The 17,968-nt window shown below is 33.9% G+C and carries 20 protein-coding genes; 12 read left to right on the forward strand and 8 right to left on the reverse strand.

Translation table 11 applies throughout. The features are described from left to right. The first annotated feature begins 5 nt into the window (after positions 1-5). The 3 genes from L1276_RS07140 to L1276_RS07150 all read left to right on the forward strand — a co-directional run bounded on the left by L1276_RS07140 (position 6) and on the right by L1276_RS07150 (position 3,087). On the forward strand, positions 6-398 hold the full coding sequence (locus tag L1276_RS07140) for a Fur family transcriptional regulator (RefSeq protein ID WP_253786413.1): 393 nt from the start codon (positions 6-8) through the stop codon (positions 396-398). Positions 399-472: 74 nt separating this feature from the next. Next, positions 473-2,341: an Nramp family divalent metal transporter gene (locus tag L1276_RS07145; RefSeq protein WP_253786414.1), complete on the forward strand. Its 1,869-nt coding sequence runs from the start codon at positions 473-475 to the stop codon at positions 2,339-2,341. A 92-nt stretch (positions 2,342-2,433) separates the two neighbouring features. After that, entirely contained in the window at positions 2,434-3,087 is a 654-nt protein-coding gene (locus L1276_RS07150; protein WP_253786415.1) for a metal-dependent transcriptional regulator, read from the forward strand. 177 nt (positions 3,088-3,264) lie between these two features. Here L1276_RS07150 and L1276_RS07155 read toward each other — a convergent pair whose 3' ends face one another. The 8 genes from L1276_RS07155 to L1276_RS07190 all read right to left on the reverse strand — a co-directional run bounded on the left by L1276_RS07155 (position 3,265) and on the right by L1276_RS07190 (position 9,916). Then, positions 3,265-3,750 carry a DinB family protein gene (locus L1276_RS07155; protein ID WP_253786416.1) on the reverse strand — a complete coding sequence of 162 codons (486 nt, stop codon included), beginning with the start codon at positions 3,748-3,750 and terminating at the stop codon, positions 3,265-3,267. 9 nt (positions 3,751-3,759) lie between these two features. Then, positions 3,760-4,158, reverse strand: a complete 399-nt coding sequence (locus L1276_RS07160) for a hypothetical protein (protein WP_253786417.1) — start codon at positions 4,156-4,158, stop codon at positions 3,760-3,762. 166 nt (positions 4,159-4,324) lie between these two features. Beyond that, positions 4,325-5,107, reverse strand: coding sequence for an enoyl-CoA hydratase/isomerase family protein (locus L1276_RS07165; RefSeq protein WP_253786418.1), 783 nt, complete (start codon positions 5,105-5,107; stop codon positions 4,325-4,327). 10 nt (positions 5,108-5,117) lie between these two features. Beyond that, positions 5,118-6,533: a HAMP domain-containing sensor histidine kinase gene (locus tag L1276_RS07170; RefSeq protein ID WP_253787845.1), complete on the reverse strand. Its 1,416-nt coding sequence runs from the start codon at positions 6,531-6,533 to the stop codon at positions 5,118-5,120. 223 nt (positions 6,534-6,756) lie between these two features. After that, the gene (locus L1276_RS07175; RefSeq protein ID WP_253786419.1) at positions 6,757-7,305 is read right to left on the reverse strand and encodes a CopD family protein; all 549 of its coding nucleotides are present in this window, start codon (positions 7,303-7,305) and stop codon (positions 6,757-6,759) included. A 33-nt stretch (positions 7,306-7,338) separates the two neighbouring features. Continuing rightward, positions 7,339-8,352, reverse strand: coding sequence for a ferrochelatase (gene hemH, locus L1276_RS07180; protein ID WP_253786420.1), 1,014 nt, complete (start codon positions 8,350-8,352; stop codon positions 7,339-7,341). A gap of 161 nt (positions 8,353-8,513) precedes the next feature. Then, entirely contained in the window at positions 8,514-8,981 is a 468-nt protein-coding gene (locus L1276_RS07185; RefSeq protein ID WP_253786421.1) for a hypothetical protein, read from the reverse strand. Positions 8,982-9,049: 68 nt separating this feature from the next. Next, positions 9,050-9,916, reverse strand: a complete 867-nt coding sequence (locus L1276_RS07190; RefSeq protein WP_253786422.1) for an AraC family transcriptional regulator — start codon at positions 9,914-9,916, stop codon at positions 9,050-9,052. A gap of 444 nt (positions 9,917-10,360) precedes the next feature. Here L1276_RS07190 and L1276_RS07195 point away from each other — a divergent pair, with 444 nt between their 5' ends. From L1276_RS07195 to hemF, 9 genes are all read left to right on the forward strand, one after another. Beyond that, the gene (locus L1276_RS07195) at positions 10,361-10,795 is read left to right on the forward strand and encodes a hypothetical protein (RefSeq protein ID WP_253786423.1); all 435 of its coding nucleotides are present in this window, start codon (positions 10,361-10,363) and stop codon (positions 10,793-10,795) included. Between the two features lie 17 nt (positions 10,796-10,812). Further along, complete coding sequence (locus L1276_RS07200; RefSeq protein WP_229353720.1) at positions 10,813-11,400, forward strand: hypothetical protein; 588 nt, start codon at positions 10,813-10,815, stop codon at positions 11,398-11,400. Positions 11,401-11,757: 357 nt separating this feature from the next. Continuing rightward, positions 11,758-13,008: a glutamyl-tRNA reductase gene (gene hemA, locus L1276_RS07205; protein WP_253786424.1), complete on the forward strand. Its 1,251-nt coding sequence runs from the start codon at positions 11,758-11,760 to the stop codon at positions 13,006-13,008. 107 nt (positions 13,009-13,115) lie between these two features. Continuing rightward, positions 13,116-14,042, forward strand: coding sequence for a hydroxymethylbilane synthase (gene hemC / locus L1276_RS07210; RefSeq protein WP_253786425.1), 927 nt, complete (start codon positions 13,116-13,118; stop codon positions 14,040-14,042). After that, entirely contained in the window at positions 14,042-14,719 is a 678-nt protein-coding gene (locus L1276_RS07215; RefSeq protein WP_253786426.1) for a uroporphyrinogen-III synthase, read from the forward strand. Before hemC ends, L1276_RS07215 begins: the two co-directional genes overlap by 1 nt. A gap of 107 nt (positions 14,720-14,826) precedes the next feature. After that, positions 14,827-15,852, forward strand: coding sequence for a uroporphyrinogen decarboxylase (gene hemE, locus L1276_RS07220; protein WP_253786427.1), 1,026 nt, complete (start codon positions 14,827-14,829; stop codon positions 15,850-15,852). Positions 15,853-15,997: 145 nt separating this feature from the next. Then, complete coding sequence (locus tag L1276_RS07225) at positions 15,998-16,375, forward strand: hypothetical protein (protein WP_253786428.1); 378 nt, start codon at positions 15,998-16,000, stop codon at positions 16,373-16,375. 1 nt (position 16,376) lies between these two features. Continuing rightward, a complete protein-coding gene (locus tag L1276_RS07230) occupies positions 16,377-16,928 on the forward strand; it encodes a GNAT family N-acetyltransferase (RefSeq protein WP_253786429.1) in 552 nt (183 codons plus the stop codon). After that, on the forward strand, positions 16,918-17,820 hold the full coding sequence (gene hemF / locus L1276_RS07235) for an oxygen-dependent coproporphyrinogen oxidase (RefSeq protein ID WP_253786430.1): 903 nt from the start codon (positions 16,918-16,920) through the stop codon (positions 17,818-17,820). The genes L1276_RS07230 and hemF overlap by 11 nt, the downstream gene beginning before the upstream one ends. Positions 17,821-17,968 lie beyond the last annotated feature (148 nt).

Genomic DNA, 17,968 nt, shown 5'->3' on the forward strand with positions numbered 1-17,968 from the left:
ACAAGATGAAAGTTACACGTAACACCACAGCAAAGACAGCCGTTTTAGAGGTTTTTGAGAAATCTAAGACTGCGCTGTCTCATACCGAAATCCAAAAACAATTGAATGATGTCTGCGATCGCGTTACCATTTATAGAATTTTAGATCGCTTAGTCAGCGACGACATTATTCATAAAATTTCGAATCTTGACGGTACTGTAAAATATGCAAAATGCAATCATTCGCATCAACGAGTACACATCCATAATCATGCGCATTTTAGCTGTGAAAATTGTCATGAAATTACGTGTCTGGAAACTGTAAAACCAAGTTATATTATGCCTCATAATTATAAAGTAAACGAGATAAATTTTACATTATCTGGTTTATGTCCAAAATGTTTGAATTCTAACATCTAAGTTTTAGACTCGCCTAAAAATATTGTTCAGCGAATATAATTTTTCTATATATTTGTTAAAACAATACTTTTAAAATGACCAAATCTTTAGAAGAGGTAAACCAATCGGTTGCTACAGAACATAAAAAAACAGGTTTTAGAAAAATATTAGCCTTTTTAGGCCCGGCATATCTAGTAAGCGTTGGATATATGGATCCCGGTAACTGGGCCACAGATATTGCCGGCGGAAGCCAATTTGGCTACACTTTAGTCTGGGTTTTGTTGATGAGTAACTTAATGGCTTTGCTTTTGCAGAGTTTGAGCGCAAGACTTGGAATTGTAACGCAGAGGGATTTGGCTCAGGCTTCGAGAGAAACCTATTCAAAATATATTAACTACATTTTATATTTTCTGGCAGAAATTGCCATCGCTGCTTGTGATTTGGCCGAAGTTCTCGGAATGGCCATCGGAATTAATCTGTTATTTGGAGTTCCGCTTTTTGAAGGCGTTTTGATTACGGTTTTAGACACTTTTCTTTTATTATTTTTAATCAATAAGGGAATCCGCAAAATGGAAGCTTTTATTATTGCCCTGGTAGCAATTATTGGTTTTTCTTTCATTTTCGAAATGATCTTTGCAGAGCCTGAAGTTTCTAAAATTATCGCTGGATTGGTTCCTTCTATTCCAAATTCGGCTGCTTTATATATTGCAATCGGAATTATTGGGGCAACTGTAATGCCTCACAATCTTTACTTACACTCTTCTTTGGTTCAAACCAGAAAATTTGACAGAAGTCCGGCCGGAATCAAACAAGCTTTAAAATACAACTTAATCGATTCAACCATTGCTTTGAATTTGGCTTTCTTCGTAAATGCTGCCATTTTAATTCTGGCTGCAGCAACTTTCCATAAAAACGGAATGTTTGAAGTTGCCGAGATTCAGGATGCACATCAATTTCTTGAACCTTTGCTTGGAACAAAATGGGCCCCCATATTATTTGCTGTTGCTTTGATTGCTGCAGGACAAAGTTCAACTGTAACGGGAACGCTTGCAGGACAAATTGTTATGGAAGGTTACTTACACTTACGCATTCAGCCTTGGGTGCGCCGAATTATAACCCGATTGATTGCTATTGTTCCTGCCTTAATCGTGATTTGGGTTTATGGCGAAAGTGTAACCGGAAAACTTTTGATTTTGAGTCAGGTTATTTTGAGTTTACAATTAGGTTTCGCAATTATTCCGCTGATTCACTTTGTAAGCGACAAATCAAAAATGAATGGCTTTCATATTTCCAGAACCACCCAGGTCATTTCCTGGATTATTGCTTTAATCATTGTTTCTTTAAATGCTAAATTGGTTTATGATGAAATTACTTCATGGCTTGAAAGTTCAAATCATCCGATAATTTTATGGGTTACTGTAATACCGCTTGCCATTGCTTTTTCGGCATTACTGCTTTATATTGTGTTCAAGCCTTTTATTGCAAAAGCCAAATCGAAGGTTGTAAACCATTCTCCGCATAATTTAAAACTGCAGTTTTCTCCAAAAGAAAGTCAAAGCATCAAAAACATTGCAGTTTCTGTTGATTTTTCTAAAGCCGATGAAGCAGCATTGAACAAAGCCTTTGAATTAGGCGGAATCGATACTGAATACACTTTAATCCATATTGTAGAAACTGTTGGTGCATTAATGTACGGAGTTCATGTTCACGATCATGAAACTACAATCGACGAAAAATTATTATTAGAATATCAGGAAATGCTTTCGCAAAAGGGATTCAAGATTAAAACGGAACTTGGTTTTGGAAAACCCAACAAAGTAATTCCGAAGATTATAAACGAAGGAAATTTTGATATTCTCGTTATGGGAACCCACGGCCACACTGGATTAAAAGATATTCTCTTTGGCACAACGGTAGATAAATTGAGACATAAAATTTCAATACCTTTGTTGATTGTTAAATAAAGGGGCTAAGGTTCTGAGATACTAAGTTGCTAAGGTTTTTAAATCTTAAACTTAGAACCTTAGAATCTTAGAACCTTAGAATCTAAAAAAGAATGACCTTTTCAGAAGAAAATTATCTAAAATCTATATATCATCTAACAGCAGCGTTAGAAACTGAAGTAAGCACGAATGCCATTGCGGAAATAATGGAAACGAAAGCTTCTTCGGTTACCGATATGCTGAAAAAACTGGCCGATAAAGATTTAGTAAATTATAAAAAATACCAAGGTGTTTCATTAACCGAAAACGGAAAACTGGCGGCCAAAATGATTGTTAGAAAACATCGTTTATGGGAAGTGTTCTTAGTAGAGAAACTAAATTTCAGCTGGGATGAAGTTCATGATATTGCAGAGCAGTTAGAACATATCAAATCCGAGCAATTGATTAACCGTCTGGATGATTTTTTGGGAAATCCTACCGAAGATCCGCATGGGGATCCAATTCCCGATGCTAATGGCCGAATTATAAAAATTGAGAAACAACTGCTTTCTGAATTATCAGAAAATCAAACCGGTGTTTGTGTCGGCGTAAAAGATACTTCTTCTGAGTTTCTTAAATATTTAGACAAGCAAGGAATTGCTTTGAGTTCAAAAATTGAATTTCTTTCAAAAGAATCTTTCGATTTGTCGGTAAAAATTAAAGTTGATGGAAGGGAATTATCTATTTCGAATAAAATTGCTTCTAATTTGTTTGTAAAGCTGGTTTAGAGAATATTTCGTAAAGAATATGCGAAGAGCTTTTACGAGAAAACACATCAAGAATTATATGAGCCGAATCCACGGTTCTCTTTTATTACAATCTCAATTATTTTGGACGGGATTTTAATCCGTTGATTAAACGCAGACGTCAATAGAGTTCCGTAGAAACGAAACATATTCACAATATCAATATTTTTTATCTGTCTGAGAAACCCATTTTCCAGCCGCATCAACATTTTGTCTCAACAATATATTTAACTGACCAACATGATGCTGTACATGTCTCATGTTGTATAAAATCATTTCAATTCTGCTGTAATTTTTCTTTTTCGTAATGAATCTTTCTTTTGAAGTTTCTTCATTTAATCCTTCAATTAAACAAAAAACCTTTTTACGGGAATACTCAAGGTATTCCATTAATTCTTCTTTTAGATAGATTCTTTCCGGTAAAATTCCTTTTGGATCAAATTCAGATAAAGAAAATGGTTTAGGCGGAGAAAAATCATCCACCTCAATTGATGAGTAATAATCAAGCCAAAAAATAGTATGATAAGCAGAATACCAGAAATCTTTTTTATCCCAAAAGCTTTCAGGACAAAGCAAGATTGAACTTTCGAGCATATCTATTACAGCTCCAAATTGTCTCCATAATATTCCCTTAAGTTCTTCCATGGTTTAATTTTAAACAATCCCCTTTTCAATCATTTCCAACATAACAGGCGATGCATTTTTAAATGTCGGCGGTTGTTCAATAATGCTTCCGGCGTTCTTTTTGTTTACTTTGAAAGTAACGTCGTTGTCTGTTGTAAACAAAAGTGCCGTTAGAAATGGTTTTTTGATGTAAGAACCTAAAACTAACAACGCTTCATCTAAAGTATGAATACTTTCGATTTCTTCTGTTTTATAGCGAGTCATTAATGAAATAGAGAAAGTATTATCTTCATTCAGAACTAGTCTAAAATAGATATTTTTAATTTCTGTGTCTCCCATAGTTTTAGCCAAAGTCAGTTTTGCGAAAGTTCCTGCTTGGATGCTTTCTTTAACTCGTTCACAAAAAAGGGCAAATATTGGTTCGTACATTTTTTAAGGTTCTAAGGTTCTGAGATGCTAAGGTTCTAAGTTTTAAAACCTTTGTCTTTTGTTTTATTGCAAAGCAACACAAAGATTTCGCAAAGTTACACAAAGATTTATATAAATTTTTTCTTTGTGAATCTCTGTGCTATCTCGTGCAACTTCGTGGAATAACTTATTTTCCTGTAAATTCAGCTTTACGTTTTTCTAAAAAGGCTGTAGTTCCTTCTTTAAAATCCTCGGTTCCGAAACATTGTCCAAAAGATTTTATTTCAGTATCAAATCCATTTTTGCCGTCTTCAAAATTCGCATTTATAGCTTTTATAGCTTTACCAATTGCAAACGGAGCATTTTTAATGATTTTTTGAGCAATTACCTCTGTAAAAGACAAAAGTTCTGCCTGAGATACTACGTGATTTACTAAACCGTATTGTTTTGCTTCTTCAGCAGAAATCATCGCTGCGGTCATGATCATTTCCATCGCTCGGCCTTTTCCAACTAATTGTGGCAAACGCTGTGTTCCTCCGTAACCTGGAATCAATCCTAAAGTTACTTCCGGCAGTCCCATTTTTGCATTGTCTGAAGCTACTCTAAAATGACAAGCCATTGCTAACTCTAATCCTCCGCCTAAAGCAAAGCCATTAACGGCTGCAATAACTGGTTTTTTAAGATTTTCGATATAATCAAATAAAGATTCCTGACCTTCAGATGCTAACTGTGCGCCTTCAACAACAGTATAGTTGGCAAATTCTGAAATATCGGCTCCGGCTACAAAAGCTTTTTCGCCGCTTCCCGTTAAAATAATAACGCGAACATCGTCACTTTCCCCTAACAGCTTAATAGCATTACTCAAATCACTGATTGTCGATTTGTTTAAAGCATTCAGTTTTGCAGGTCTGTTTATTGTGATTGTAGCAGTTTTTTCCTTAATAGAAATTAATATATTTTCGTAGTTCATGACGATGAATTTAAGAGTTTGTAATAGGTAAAGAAACCCTAAATGTGGTTCCTTTTCCGTAAGTTGATTCAAAGGTAATTGTTCCTTTATAATTTTCTATAATGTTTTTTATAATTCCGAGTCCAAGTCCCATACCACTAGTTTTAGTAGTAAATTTTGGCTCGAAAATTCTGCCGATGTCTTGTTTTTGAATCCCTATTCCATTGTCTTTAACCGCAATTTCAACATTGTTGTTTCGTCTTTTTACAGTAACGACAATCGATTTTTGAAACTGACTTTCGGGAATTGCCTGCGTTGCGTTTTTAACCAAATTGGTAATAATACGAATCAATTGCGTACGATCCATTTTCGAAATAATTTCTTCTTCATCGCTTTCAAAGGAAATATATTCTTCATTGAAAATATCCAAAGCCAATTCGACAACCTCAACCACATTTAAGGTTTCGTTTTGCTGTGCCGGCATCGATGCAAAGTTCGAAAACGCCGAAGCCACCGCCGTCATTGTATCAATCTGCTGAATTAAGGTTTCGGAGTAATCGTTCATTTTCTGCTTTACATCGGGATCGTTCGGATCAAACTTTCTTTGAAAACTCTGCACCGTTAATCGCATTGGCGTAAGCGGATTTTTAATTTCGTGTGCCACCTGTTTTGCCATTTCGCGCCACGCTTCTTCACGTTCGCTTTGCGCTAGTTTAATCGCACTGGTTTCCAATTTGTCCACCATTCCGTTATATGCTTTTATCAGGAAGTTCACTTCTTTGCTATTCGCTTCTAAAACAATTTTCTCATTTTTCTGATCTAAATTGGTTTCTTCCAAGCGGTCAGAAATGGTTTTTAATGATTTTGTGATATAAGTTGAAAGGAAATACGCCAAGGCAAAAGCCACAATCAGCATAAAAGAATATACCTGACTTAAACGAATCAGGAAAGTATTCAATTCATTATCGTAATAACCGTCATCTTCTAAATACGGAAGATTTAGAATTCCGAGTGGTTTGAATTTTTCGTCTTTTATTAAGCTGTAGGATGATCTGTTTTTGACTCCGTCGATAGTTTTAATGTCTACAAAACGTTTTTCGATAGAAGAACGAACCAGTTTTAGAATATATTCCGGAATTGGCGGTGCGATTTTGTCAACGGCGAAAGACTCTTTGGAAGATTTTAAAAGTTTTCCGTCAAGACTGTAAATGTTAATTTCGATTTTGTGAATCTGTGCTAACTCATGGATTTTGTCTTTAAAGATTAAATCCAGATTTTGAGTTTTAAGCGGATAAGTTGTAGTAGAAAGAACATAATTAATGTGTTCTTTTACCGCATTTTCTTTTCGTTCAAGTCTTTCCTGATGATATTCTTTGGCCTCGGTTTTAAACTGAATAATCGAAATCGAAGCCAATAAAAAAGATGCCACAACAATCAATACAATCATCGACAGGAAAATCCTGGTACGAAGAGATAGCATTGTCATTTTGAAGTTGTTCAGCATTTGTTTTGTTTTTTCGCCACGAATTTCACGAATTTACACGAATTAATTTTTTATGTTTTTTGCCACAGATTAAAAGGATTATGAGGATTAAAAAAAATCATTTAAATCTTTTTAATCTGTGGCAAAAAAAGAATTAGTGTAAATTCGTGTAATTCGTGGCAATACTTTATTTTTTTTCTCGTATACGCTTGTAAAATCGAAATCCCAGCATAATTAAAACCGAGAATAAAATGATTCCGATTACACCGAAAATCCAGTTGATGGCACTTTTTAAAACTACTAAAAAAACAACGGCAAACAAAATAATCGTTGCGCCTTCATTCCATAAACGCATAAAATTATTGGAATATTTTACCTCATCGTTTTGCAATTGTTTGAAAATCTGATGGCATTTTCCGTGATATAAATATAAAAGAAAAACAAAACATAATTTTACGTGCATCCACGGCATTTTTATCCAAACACTTCCTGCATCTGTAAAAAACAGCATCCAAAAAGCAAAAATACTTGCCAAAACCGCCGACGGCCATGTAATAATGTACCACAAACGGTAGGTCATTATTTTGTATTGCGCCTGCAAAATTTCTTTTTCCGGCGAAGGTTTTTCGTTGGCCTCAATTTGATACACAAACAAACGCACAATATAAAACAAACCTGCGAACCAAGTGATGACAAAAATAAGATGCAGTGATTTCAGATAGTTATAATATTCCATAAAGTCTATTTTCTTTACTCTTGCCTCTTTCTTCTATTTCGCCCAATCATTAATCCAATTAGAAACCGTCTGGCACCATTCATCATCATCATTCAAACATGGAATTGCAAGGAACTCTTCACCTCCATTTTTCTCAAAATCTTCTTTGGCACGCATGGCGATTTCTTCTAAAGTCTCTAAACAATCTGAAACGAAAGCTGGTGTTACAACTGCTAATTTCTTGATTCCTTTTGCCGGCATGTTATCAATTTCGACATCGGTATAAGGTTCTAACCATTTGTCTCCCGCCAAACGTGATTGGAATGTTAAACTGTATTTATCTTCGGGAAGTCCTAATAACTTAACGACTTGCCTTGTTGTTTCGTAACATTGATGACGATAACAAAAATCATGTGCCGGAGATGGCGTGTTGCAGCAAGAACCGTCAATTTTACAATGCGATTTAGTTACATCGGTTTTGCGAATATGACGCTCTGGTATTCCGTGATACGAGAACAACAAATGATCGTAATCAAATCCAACTAAATGTTTTTGAATCGAATCTGCTAAATTCTTGATGTAATCTGGTTTGTTGTAAAATGCCGGAACATCTGTAAACTTCATGTGAGGAAATTTCTTCTTGCGAATTTCTTCTGCTTTTACTAAAATAGTCAAAGTTGAAGCCATTGCGTATTGCGGATATAAAGGAAAAAGCATTACATCTGTAACTCCTTTATCGTTCAATTCTTGAAGTCCTTTTTCAATTGTCATACTTCCGTAGCGCATTGCTAAAGAAACAGGAACATTTACAAGAGGCTGAACCTTTTTCTGCATTCTTTCTGAAAGAACAACCAATGGTGAGCCTTCATCCCACCAGATTTTCGCGTAAGCGTGTGCTGATTCTTCTGGTCTTTTTCTTAAAATAATACCGCGAACTAATAATGCTCTCAATAAATACGGAACGTCGATCACGTATTTATCCATTAAAAATTCATCTAAATAAGGTTTAACATCTTTTGGAGTTGGACTTTCTGGAGATCCTAGATTTACTAATAATACGCCTTTCATTATTTTTTTGCTTTAGGCTTTAAGCATTAGGCTTTAAGCTTTTATTTGTTTTTAAAAATTTCGTCAAAAGTATGGTTTGAAACTTTTTAGAAATATGATAATTATTACTTTTTAATTATGTTCTTATTTATAAAATTGATGCTTTAAAAGATCATCAGTTTTTATTCTTTTTTATATTTGTTGAATAATTTTTCCAAGAATTTAAATTCTTCCTCTGTTCCAAAGTTTTCTGTTTGGATTTCCTTTTTAGAACTAATCAGATAAAACTGGCGACAGGAAAGACATATTTTAGCTATTCCTGAGATTTCTTTATTCATTTTAAAAACCAAAATATCTCTATATTGAGGTGAACAGGCATATACATTTTCAAGCATCTTTAAAGAAGATTTCTCCAAAAAAACATCATTTCTTAAATACTCATCATCTTTTTGAGATATTGCAAACTTAGAAAATCCATCAGAGTTAATTGTTTTATAAAAAATATCATTATTTACTTTATCTGGATAATCATCAAAAAAGATTTTATCAAAAATAGGATTTTCAATACTTTTCCTATTGTTTTCTTCCATTTCTTCTTCTTTGCTTTTATTTAATGAATAGTATTCAACGCTGTCAAAATCAAAAAACATTTTTTCTTCTTTTGATTTACAAGACAGAATTAAGAAAACCAATAAAACAAGTGAATACTTTCTAATCATTAAACATTTGCATTAATCGACATCAAATACTTCTTTGGAGTTGTAGCAAACTTTTTCTTAAATGCTGCTATAAAGTGACTTCCGGTGCTGTATCCTATTTTAAGTCCAACTTCGTTTACGTTATAAGAACCGCTGTCTAAAAGTTTTCGGGCGAAATCCATTTTGTAATCGAAAAGGAAACCGTAAACCGTGTCGCCGTAAATTTGTTTGAAACCCATTTTTAGTTTCTTCAAATTTAAACCAATTTCATCTGCCAGTTCTTGTAATCCTGGCGGTTCAGCCATATTGGCGATGATAATTTCTTTGGCTTTTCGGATTTTCAAAACGTTATCTTCATCAATTAAAAACGGACATTGTTCTGCATTTGGATCTTCGGTTCTGTTAAAATACAAACTCAATAATTCATATCCTTTTCCTTTATAATAAAGGTTTTTTATGGACGGATGAAGATTGTAATGAAACAACTGACTCAGCACAATAGCCATTGACGGACTGATATTTCCTTCGTTATAATACTTTTTGTCCTTATTATCAGGACTTAAAAAAGTAATATAATCCGCTTCTGCAGAAAATAAAGCGTGAAATTTCTTTATTGATACAATTACAGAAATCACCCAAGAATTTGGTGCCAATTCTAGATTAAGCGGTAATTGTTTCTGCGGATTGTACAACAGCAGTGATTTTTCTTCTTTCAAATCTAAAGCATAATTGCCTTGATTAAAGAGAAGTTTGGCATTTCCTTTTAACCCAAAATGAAACTGTATCAGGCCGGTACCAATTTCGTGCTGCGCAACAAAAGGTTCCAGACTATCGTTTTGAAACCTGATTAGTGTAAACTCATCTTCGATTTTTATTTCTTCCTCCATCTTTGATTTACTTTATCCAAGTTATAATATCATTTTATAAGAAACGAATAATTTGACATTTCAAAATTAAATCTTTTTGATGGTTTATCGTTTCCTTGCTTCTAAATTTATAAATTCTTTATTGTTTTTAATCTTATAAATAGAATTTTTCAACTATTTCTGTCAAAAATACTCCAGATTTAGAACAGTTCTTTTTTTAAACAACCATCGTATCTTAAACTAAATACATATAAACTATCATTACAGCAGGACATAAAAACTTAGAATTAATTATAAATTTAATTTACAACGCCCATTTTCCTTTTTTTGCGCTACTCTTCTGAATTCCAATCCATAATTATTTAAAACAATTCTAAACTGCCGAATTACCACTTTTTTACAAAACCTATTTTATAAAGTACTCGTAAGTATCAAAAAAACTTAACTAATTTTTAAGATACCGCTATGCAAATTAACAAAACAATAAAAAAAGTACTTTGGGGAGTAATGCTAACTTTTGTGTTATTTTTTGGCATTTTAATTTTTCACATTATTACTGCAAAACCTGCCGTTTACGAAAGTCCAAATCTACAAGTAAGCAGAATTGACTTTAAAGAAAACATCGATTCTGCAGCTGCAAAAAAAATCTGCGCCGATTTAAGATCTATTAAAGGATTAACTTCTGATTCTATAATTGTAAAAAGAAATGTTGTGGTTTATTTCCACAATAATAAGATCACCGATTCTAAAAAAGTATATGACGAATTGATGACTAAGGGCAACTATAGCGCTGAGCGATACATTCTGCCTGCAAATTTAGCAAGCAAAGAAGTTTGTCCTGTAGACCAAAATAGCTTTAGCTATAAAATGTCTCAAAAAATAAATCGTTTTTTTAATTAACCTTTAAATATTTTACAATGAAAAATTTTTCAAAAATTACACTTAGTGTATTAATTGCTGCTTCGGCAACTTTAACTTCTTGCAGTAATGATGATAATGATAAACCAGCTGAAAAAGAGTCAATTTATGTAAGACTGGGAGGAACTACAATGGTTTCAGATCCAGATAATTCAGGACAAATGATCGAAAAAGGTCGTTTGAGCTTCCGTAAAGTGGTAAACTCAACTATCGGATTAATTGTTGCTGATATTCAATCAAATGCATCTGGTAATTTACAAGCTCATTTTGCTCCGCTTTTGGCAGAAACAGGTAATACTCAAGCTACTAATATTGCAAAATTATCAGACAATTTAACCGATTTCTTCTCTTTTAATACAGGAGGAACTAATGCAGTAAATACTTATTCTGGGTTAAATATGGTTGCTGCACATGATCCTGCAAAAAACCCACGTATGGGAACAAAAGCTAGTAATGCTGATTATACAAAATTTGAAGGTTATGTTGGTGCTGCTGCAAATGCAAACGGTGTTGCTTCTAACACAGAACTTTACACAGATATCGTTGCAGTATTAGAATCTTTGAGAACTCCTATTGTTCAAAAATAATATCTTTTCTTTTAAGCGCTATTTTAACAAATTAAAATAGCGCTTTTAATTCAATAATTAGATGAGTTAAAATAACGCCAATCTCAAAATTAAATAATTTCGAAATCCTGTAATTTAATTTTGAACTCTGAGCGATATTTTTTTTTGATTTTTTTTTAGTGATTTGTTCTTAGTTATTTAGAACCACTCTAAACAAAACATTTCAAACGACTTGATTTTACTGAAAAAGTACTGATTTCTACCCAAATAGGTCTACTAACAATTAAAAAAACATGCAGCGACATAAAAAGTACTTTTAGCGTTATTTTTATCGATGGTATAGTAATAATTTTGTTGCACTTTTATGAAAGTGAATTTATGGAAAACAATAATGTACCGAAACACCTTTATTTTTATTCAGTTGGTCTGAGTTATAAAAAAGCTGATGCAGAGGTCAGAGGTCAATTTAGTTTGGACGCAATTGCTAAAACGCGTTTGCTTGAACAAGCTAAAAACGATGGAATAGAAAGTTTAATTGTCACTTCGACCTGCAACAGAACCGAAATTTATGGTTTTGCAGAACATCCATTTCAATTAATCAAACTTATTTGCGACAACAGCAACGGTTCTGTTGATGCTTTTCAAAAAGTTGGTTTTGTATATAAAAACCAAGAAGCAATTAATCATTTGTTTCGCGTAGGAACTGGTTTAGATAGTCAGATCCTGGGCGATTTTGAAATTATATCTCAAATTAAAACCAGTTTTGCTCATTCAAAATCTATGGGATTGGCCAATACTTTTATGGAAAGACTGGTGAATGCGGTGATTCAGGCGAGCAAAAGAATCAAAAATGAAACGGAAATCAGCTCTGGCGCGACTTCAGTTTCTTTTGCATCGGTACAATACATTCTTAAAAATGTTGAAGATATCAGTAACAAAAACATTTTACTTTTTGGAACTGGAAAAATTGGTAGAAATACTTGTGAGAATTTAGTAAAACATACTAAAAACGAACATATTACTTTAATCAACAGAACGAAAGACAAAGCGGAGAAACTGGCCGGAAAACTAAATCTGATTGTTAAAGATTATTCTGAATTACACTTAGAACTTCAAAAAGCTGATGTTGTGGTTGTAGCAACCGGCGCTCAAAACCCAACGGTTGACAAAGCGATTTTAAATCTTAAAAAGCCTTTATTGATTCTGGATTTGTCTATTCCGAAAAACGTTCACGAAAATGTTGAGGAATTAGAAGGTGTAACTTTAATTCATATGGATTATTTGTCTCAGCTGACAGATGAAACATTGGAAAACAGAAAATTACACATTCCCGCTGCAGAAGCAATTATCGAAGAAATCAAAGAAGAATTCGTTGTCTGGATGAAAGGCCGAAAATTTGCGCCAACTATTAATGCTTTAAAAGAAAAACTAAACGCGATTAAAATTTCGGAGTTGGATTTTCAAAGCAAAAAAATTGCTGATTTTAATGAAGCGCAAGCGGAAATCATCAGCAATAGAATCATCCAAAAAATCACTACTCATTTTGCTAATCACTTAAAAGACGACGATACCATGGTTGATGAAAGCATCGAATGGATCGAGAAAGTCTTCAAAATAAAAGCATCTTAAATAAATTTTAAACCATATCAGTTATATAAGTTCATTTAATAAAACTGCTGTTTTACCCAAACTGCTTAAATTTACTTATATAACTGATATGGTTCAAAAAACTAAACATGGCTGAAAAAACAATCAGAATTGGAACGCGCGACAGCGAATTAGCACTTTGGCAGGCACATACGGTCGAGAAAAAACTAAATGATTTAGGTTATAAAACTTCGATTGTTGCCGTTAAATCTCAAGGTGATATTATTTTGGATAAACCGCTTTACGAACTCGGTATTACCGGAATTTTTACTAAAACGCTGGACATTGCCATGATCAATGGTGATATTGATATTGCCGTCCATTCCATGAAAGATGTTCCAACGGCTTTGCCAAAAGGAATTGTTCAGGCTGCGGTTTTACAAAGAGCGAATGTTCTGGATATTTTGGTTCATAAAGGAAATCCTGATTTTGACAATAAACCAAGTACAATTGCAACTGGAAGTTTACGTCGTCAGGCGCAATGGTTTAACAAATATCCAAATCATACAGTTGTCGATTTACGCGGAAATGTAAATACGCGTATGCAAAAACTAAAAGACAATGATTGGGACGGAGCTGTTTTTGCAGCAGCAGGTTTAGAGCGAATTAACTTAAAACCGGAGAACTACATTAATTTAGACTGGATGATTCCTGCGCCGGCACAAGGAGCAATGCTTGTTGTGGCAATGGAAAATGACAATTATACGCTTGATGCACTTTCGCAGTTAAATGATATTGAAACTGAAATCTGTACTTACATTGAACGTCAGTTTTTAAGAACGCTGGAAGGCGGTTGTACAGCTCCAATTGGAGCTTTGGTAACTTATAATGAAGACGAAGATACACTTCACTTTCAAGGTATTTTACTTTCTATTGATGGAAAGCAAAAATTGGAAATCAATAAAACCGTTGATATTTCAGAATGGAAAAAGCTAGGTTTTCACTCTGCGCAGGAGATTTTAAACAATGGCGGAACAGAATTAATGCAGAAGATTAAAGAATCCCTGAAAAAATAATGGCAAAATCAACTCAGATATTATCTACTAAAATATTATCTCCTCTTCAAAAACAAGAGTTGACAAAAGCCGGCATCGAACTAATCGAGGCCGATTTTATCAAAACCGAAAACAAACCTTTCGAACTTAAAAACCTCAACGAAAGTTTGATTTTTACCAGTCAAAATGCTGTACACAGCGTTTTATCAAATCCAAAATCAGAAGAACTTCTCCCGAAACTTAGGGAAAAAAACGTGTATTGCGTTGGCTTGAAAACAAAAATTCTTTTATCTGAAAACGGATTCAATGTTATAGCTTACACAGGCTATGCTTCAGATTTAGCAGAAATTATCACTTTGATTTACCGTAATGAAAGCTATACTTTTTTTAGCGGAAACCTGAGAAGAGATACTTTGCCAAGCGCTTTAAAAGAAGCCGGAATAAAATTGAACGAAATTCAGGTTTACGATACCTCGTTACAGCCTCAAAAAATAAAATCTCCAGTTGACGCCATTTTATTTTTTAGTCCGTCTGGTGTTGAGAGTTATTTAAAAGAGAATACGATTAAAAAAGAAACCTGTTTCTGCATTGGCGAAACCACCGCAGAAGCTTTACATAAAATTACCAAAAACATCATCATTGCAGATCAGCCAACGGTTGAAGACGTACTTGAAGATGTTTTGTCTGAATATAAGTAACAAACGAGATTTCCTGCAAGGTTTCCAAAACCTTGTAGGTGTGTATATATTAATCAACAAAAACACCTACAAGGTTTTGGAACCCTTGCAGGATAAACAAATAAGAGATGTTAAAAAACGACCTATTTTTAAAAGCATTAAAAGGAGAAACTGTTCAACGTCCGCCAGTATGGATGATGCGTCAAGCCGGAAGATATTTACCGGAATTTATCGAATTGCGCGATAAATACGATTTCTTCACACGTTGTCAGACTCCGGAATTAGCTGCGGAAATCACCGTTCAGCCAATTCGCAGAATTGCTCCGGATGCTGCTATTTTATTCTCGGATATTTTAGTTGTGCCGCAAGCAATGGGAATCGAAGTTTTAATGAAAGAAAATATTGGTCCGTTTGTTCCAAATCCGATTCGTTCTATGGCTGATGTTCACAGAGTTTACGTTCCGGATATTCAGGAAAGTCTTGGTTATGTAATGGATGCCATTAAATTGACTAAAGAAATGCTGAATGACGAAGTGCCGTTAATTGGTTTCGCTGGTTCGCCCTGGACAATTTTATGCTATGCTGTTGAAGGAAGAGGTTCTAAAAGTTTTGATATGGCAAAAGGATTCTGTTTTTCAAATCCGGCTGCAGCACATACTTTATTACAAAAAATTACAGACACCACGATTTTATACTTAAAAGAAAAAGTAAAAGCGGGAGTTAATGCCGTTCAGATTTTTGATTCTTGGGGAGGAATGCTTTCTCCTGTTGATTATCAGGAATTTTCATGGAAATATATCAACCAAATCGTTGAAGCTTTGGCAGATGTTGCTCCGGTTATTGTTTTTGGAAAAGGATGCTGGTTTGCTCTTGGCGAAATGGGTAAAAGTAGAGCTTCTGCTCTTGGTGTAGACTGGACTTGTTCGGCTAGAAATGCTCGTTATTTATCTGGTGGAAACATTACTTTACAAGGAAATTTTGATCCGTCAAGATTGCTTTCTCCAATTCCGACAATTAAAAAAATGGTTCACGAAATGATTGATGAGTTCGGAAAAGATAAATATATCGTAAATTTAGGTCACGGAATTTTACCAAATATCCCTGTAGATCACGCAAAAGCGTTTATTGATGCGGTTAAGGAATACGGGAATTAGTGTTCAGTATACAGTTTTTAGTATTCAGTTTCGACACTAGATAAAACTATATAAAGTTCCGAAGGAACGATTCATATTGTAGCCCCGGATTTCAATCCGGGGTTTGCAAATAATATCAAATCATTCAGATTTAGAAAACACAAACATGTTAAACAAAGGTTTAAGAGACGAAGAAAAAATCAGAATTGATAACGTCCTCAAGACGTTACGAACACTCATTTTTGTACCTTATCCTTTGAGTCATTTACAAAAATCAGATATCGAAAATCAGTTAAAAGAATTTGGACTAAACATTCAAACTTTAATTGATTATAAAAATGAAGAACTGATAACCTTATTAATTCGCTGCCATTTAGATTTTGTTCAATTGGAACAATTTGCTGATTTTTTAATTGATTTTTCTAAAGTTGAAAACTATAATTTTAAAGATAAAGCTTTGGCTCTTTATCAATATATTCAGCAGGAAAGCAAGGTTTTTTCTTTTGGAATTAATACTAAAATTACATCTCTAAAAAACAAATAAAATGAGTTTTACAGATTGGAAAATAGACCGAATTGAAAACATTCTTCCCAAAGAGTTTTACAAACTAATTGACAAGAATAAAAATCACATCGGACAAACTTTTCCTGTAACTCTGGCTAATGCTGATTCACCAGAAAAAGCAGAAAGTTTTATATCGGTTAGTAAAGACAAAGAAAAAAATAACGAAGGATATTATTTCTATGCACGTGATATAAAAACCAACATCCTAATTGGTTACTTATGTGTAAAAACCATCGATTACCGCATTTCAAAATGTGAATTAGGTTATTTTATTGACGAAGATTTTCAAGGAAAAGGAATTACATCTAAAATGGTTTCTGATGCACTTGAGTTTTGTTTTAACGAATTGTTGATGAACAAAGTTTTTATATGTACATCAGAAGTTAATTTAGCAAGTCAGAGAATTGCATTGAAACATAATTTTAAACAAGAAGGAATTTTACGAGACGAATTTAGAAACGGTGACGGCGAATTGCAAAATACTGTTTATTTCGGATTACTTAAATCAGAATATATTACTAATGAAAGATAAATTTTACGCATACATACAAAAGTTACAAGATCAAATCTGCGCTGGATTAGAAGCTGTTGACGGAACTGCAAAATTCCGTGAAGACTTATGGAAACGTCCTGAAGGCGGCGGCGGAAGAACCCGCGTTATTGAAAACGGTGCTGTTTTTGAAAAAGGCGGTGTCAACATTTCTGCTGTTCATGGAAAACTTCCAGAAGCCATGCAAAAAATGTTTGGCGTTGGCGAAGCTGATTTCTTTGCCTGTGGATTAAGTTTGGTTATTCACCCGAAAAACCCAATGGTTCCTACTGTCCATGCTAATTGGCGATATTTTGAAATGTATGATGAATCTGGAAAAGTAATAGAACAATGGTTTGGCGGCGGACAGGATTTAACGCCTTATTATTTGTTTGAAGAAGATGCCAAACACTTTCATCAAACGTGTAAAACTGCCTGCGACAAACACAATCCGGAGTTTTATCCGAAATACAAAAAACAATGTGATTCGTATTTTTGGAACGCACACAGAAATGAAGCCAGAGGAATTGGCGGTTTGTTCTTTGATTATTGCAAAGCAAATGAGCAAATGTCAATGGAAAACTGGTTTGACTTTGTAACCGAAGTGGGCAATAGTTTTCTTGAAGCTTATGTTCCAATTGTGGAAAGAAGAAAAAATTTAGAATATACACCAGAAAACAGAACCTGGCAGGAAATCCGTCGCGGCCGTTATGTTGAGTTTAATCTGGTTCATGATAAAGGAACTTTATTCGGTTTAAAAACCAACGGAAGAATCGAAAGCATTTTGATGAGTCTTCCTCCGCATGTGCAATGGGTTTATGATCATCATGCAGAATTAGGAAGCGAAGAAGAAAAGTTAGTAAATGTATTAGAAAATCAACGCGAGTGGATTTAATCATATTGATCAAAAATTTATTTAACACATAGAAACATAGATTTAAAGACCTATCTTAGAGGTTGTTTTAGAAAATCATAATTTTTTCACATAATTATATGTAAATCATTTTGAGTGAAAATTCTTTTCAAATTATCTAAAAACTATG

This window comes from Flavobacterium sp. HSC-32F16, assembly GCF_024171645.1.
Taxonomy (GTDB): Bacteria; Bacteroidota; Bacteroidia; order Flavobacteriales; family Flavobacteriaceae; genus Flavobacterium.

Excerpts from the sequence above, each read along its gene's own strand:
- L1276_RS07170 (WP_253787845.1), bottom strand. The coding sequence starts at position 6,533 with ATGATTGTATTGATTGTTGTGGCATCTTTTTTATTGGCTTCGATTTCG.
- hemA (WP_253786424.1), top strand. The coding sequence starts at position 11,758 with ATGGAAAACAATAATGTACCGAAACACCTTTATTTTTATTCAGTTGGT.
- hemC (WP_253786425.1), top strand. The coding sequence starts at position 13,116 with ATGGCTGAAAAAACAATCAGAATTGGAACGCGCGACAGCGAATTAGCA.
- L1276_RS07140 (WP_253786413.1), top strand. The coding sequence starts at position 6 with ATGAAAGTTACACGTAACACCACAGCAAAGACAGCCGTTTTAGAGGTT.
- hemE (WP_253786427.1), top strand. The coding sequence starts at position 14,827 with ATGTTAAAAAACGACCTATTTTTAAAAGCATTAAAAGGAGAAACTGTT.
- L1276_RS07200 (WP_229353720.1), top strand. The coding sequence starts at position 10,813 with ATGAAAAATTTTTCAAAAATTACACTTAGTGTATTAATTGCTGCTTCG.
- L1276_RS07195 (WP_253786423.1), top strand. The coding sequence starts at position 10,361 with ATGCAAATTAACAAAACAATAAAAAAAGTACTTTGGGGAGTAATGCTA.
- L1276_RS07145 (WP_253786414.1), top strand. The coding sequence starts at position 473 with ATGACCAAATCTTTAGAAGAGGTAAACCAATCGGTTGCTACAGAACAT.
- L1276_RS07225 (WP_253786428.1), top strand. The coding sequence starts at position 15,998 with ATGTTAAACAAAGGTTTAAGAGACGAAGAAAAAATCAGAATTGATAAC.
- L1276_RS07155 (WP_253786416.1), bottom strand. The coding sequence starts at position 3,750 with ATGGAAGAACTTAAGGGAATATTATGGAGACAATTTGGAGCTGTAATA.
- L1276_RS07215 (WP_253786426.1), top strand. The coding sequence starts at position 14,042 with ATGGCAAAATCAACTCAGATATTATCTACTAAAATATTATCTCCTCTT.
- L1276_RS07190 (WP_253786422.1), bottom strand. The coding sequence starts at position 9,916 with ATGGAGGAAGAAATAAAAATCGAAGATGAGTTTACACTAATCAGGTTT.
- L1276_RS07165 (WP_253786418.1), bottom strand. The coding sequence starts at position 5,107 with ATGAACTACGAAAATATATTAATTTCTATTAAGGAAAAAACTGCTACA.
- L1276_RS07175 (WP_253786419.1), bottom strand. The coding sequence starts at position 7,305 with ATGGAATATTATAACTATCTGAAATCACTGCATCTTATTTTTGTCATC.
- L1276_RS07230 (WP_253786429.1), top strand. The coding sequence starts at position 16,377 with ATGAGTTTTACAGATTGGAAAATAGACCGAATTGAAAACATTCTTCCC.
- L1276_RS07185 (WP_253786421.1), bottom strand. The coding sequence starts at position 8,981 with ATGTTTTTTGATTTTGACAGCGTTGAATACTATTCATTAAATAAAAGC.
- L1276_RS07150 (WP_253786415.1), top strand. The coding sequence starts at position 2,434 with ATGACCTTTTCAGAAGAAAATTATCTAAAATCTATATATCATCTAACA.
- hemH (WP_253786420.1), bottom strand. The coding sequence starts at position 8,352 with ATGAAAGGCGTATTATTAGTAAATCTAGGATCTCCAGAAAGTCCAACT.
- L1276_RS07160 (WP_253786417.1), bottom strand. The coding sequence starts at position 4,158 with ATGTACGAACCAATATTTGCCCTTTTTTGTGAACGAGTTAAAGAAAGC.
- hemF (WP_253786430.1), top strand. The coding sequence starts at position 16,918 with ATGAAAGATAAATTTTACGCATACATACAAAAGTTACAAGATCAAATC.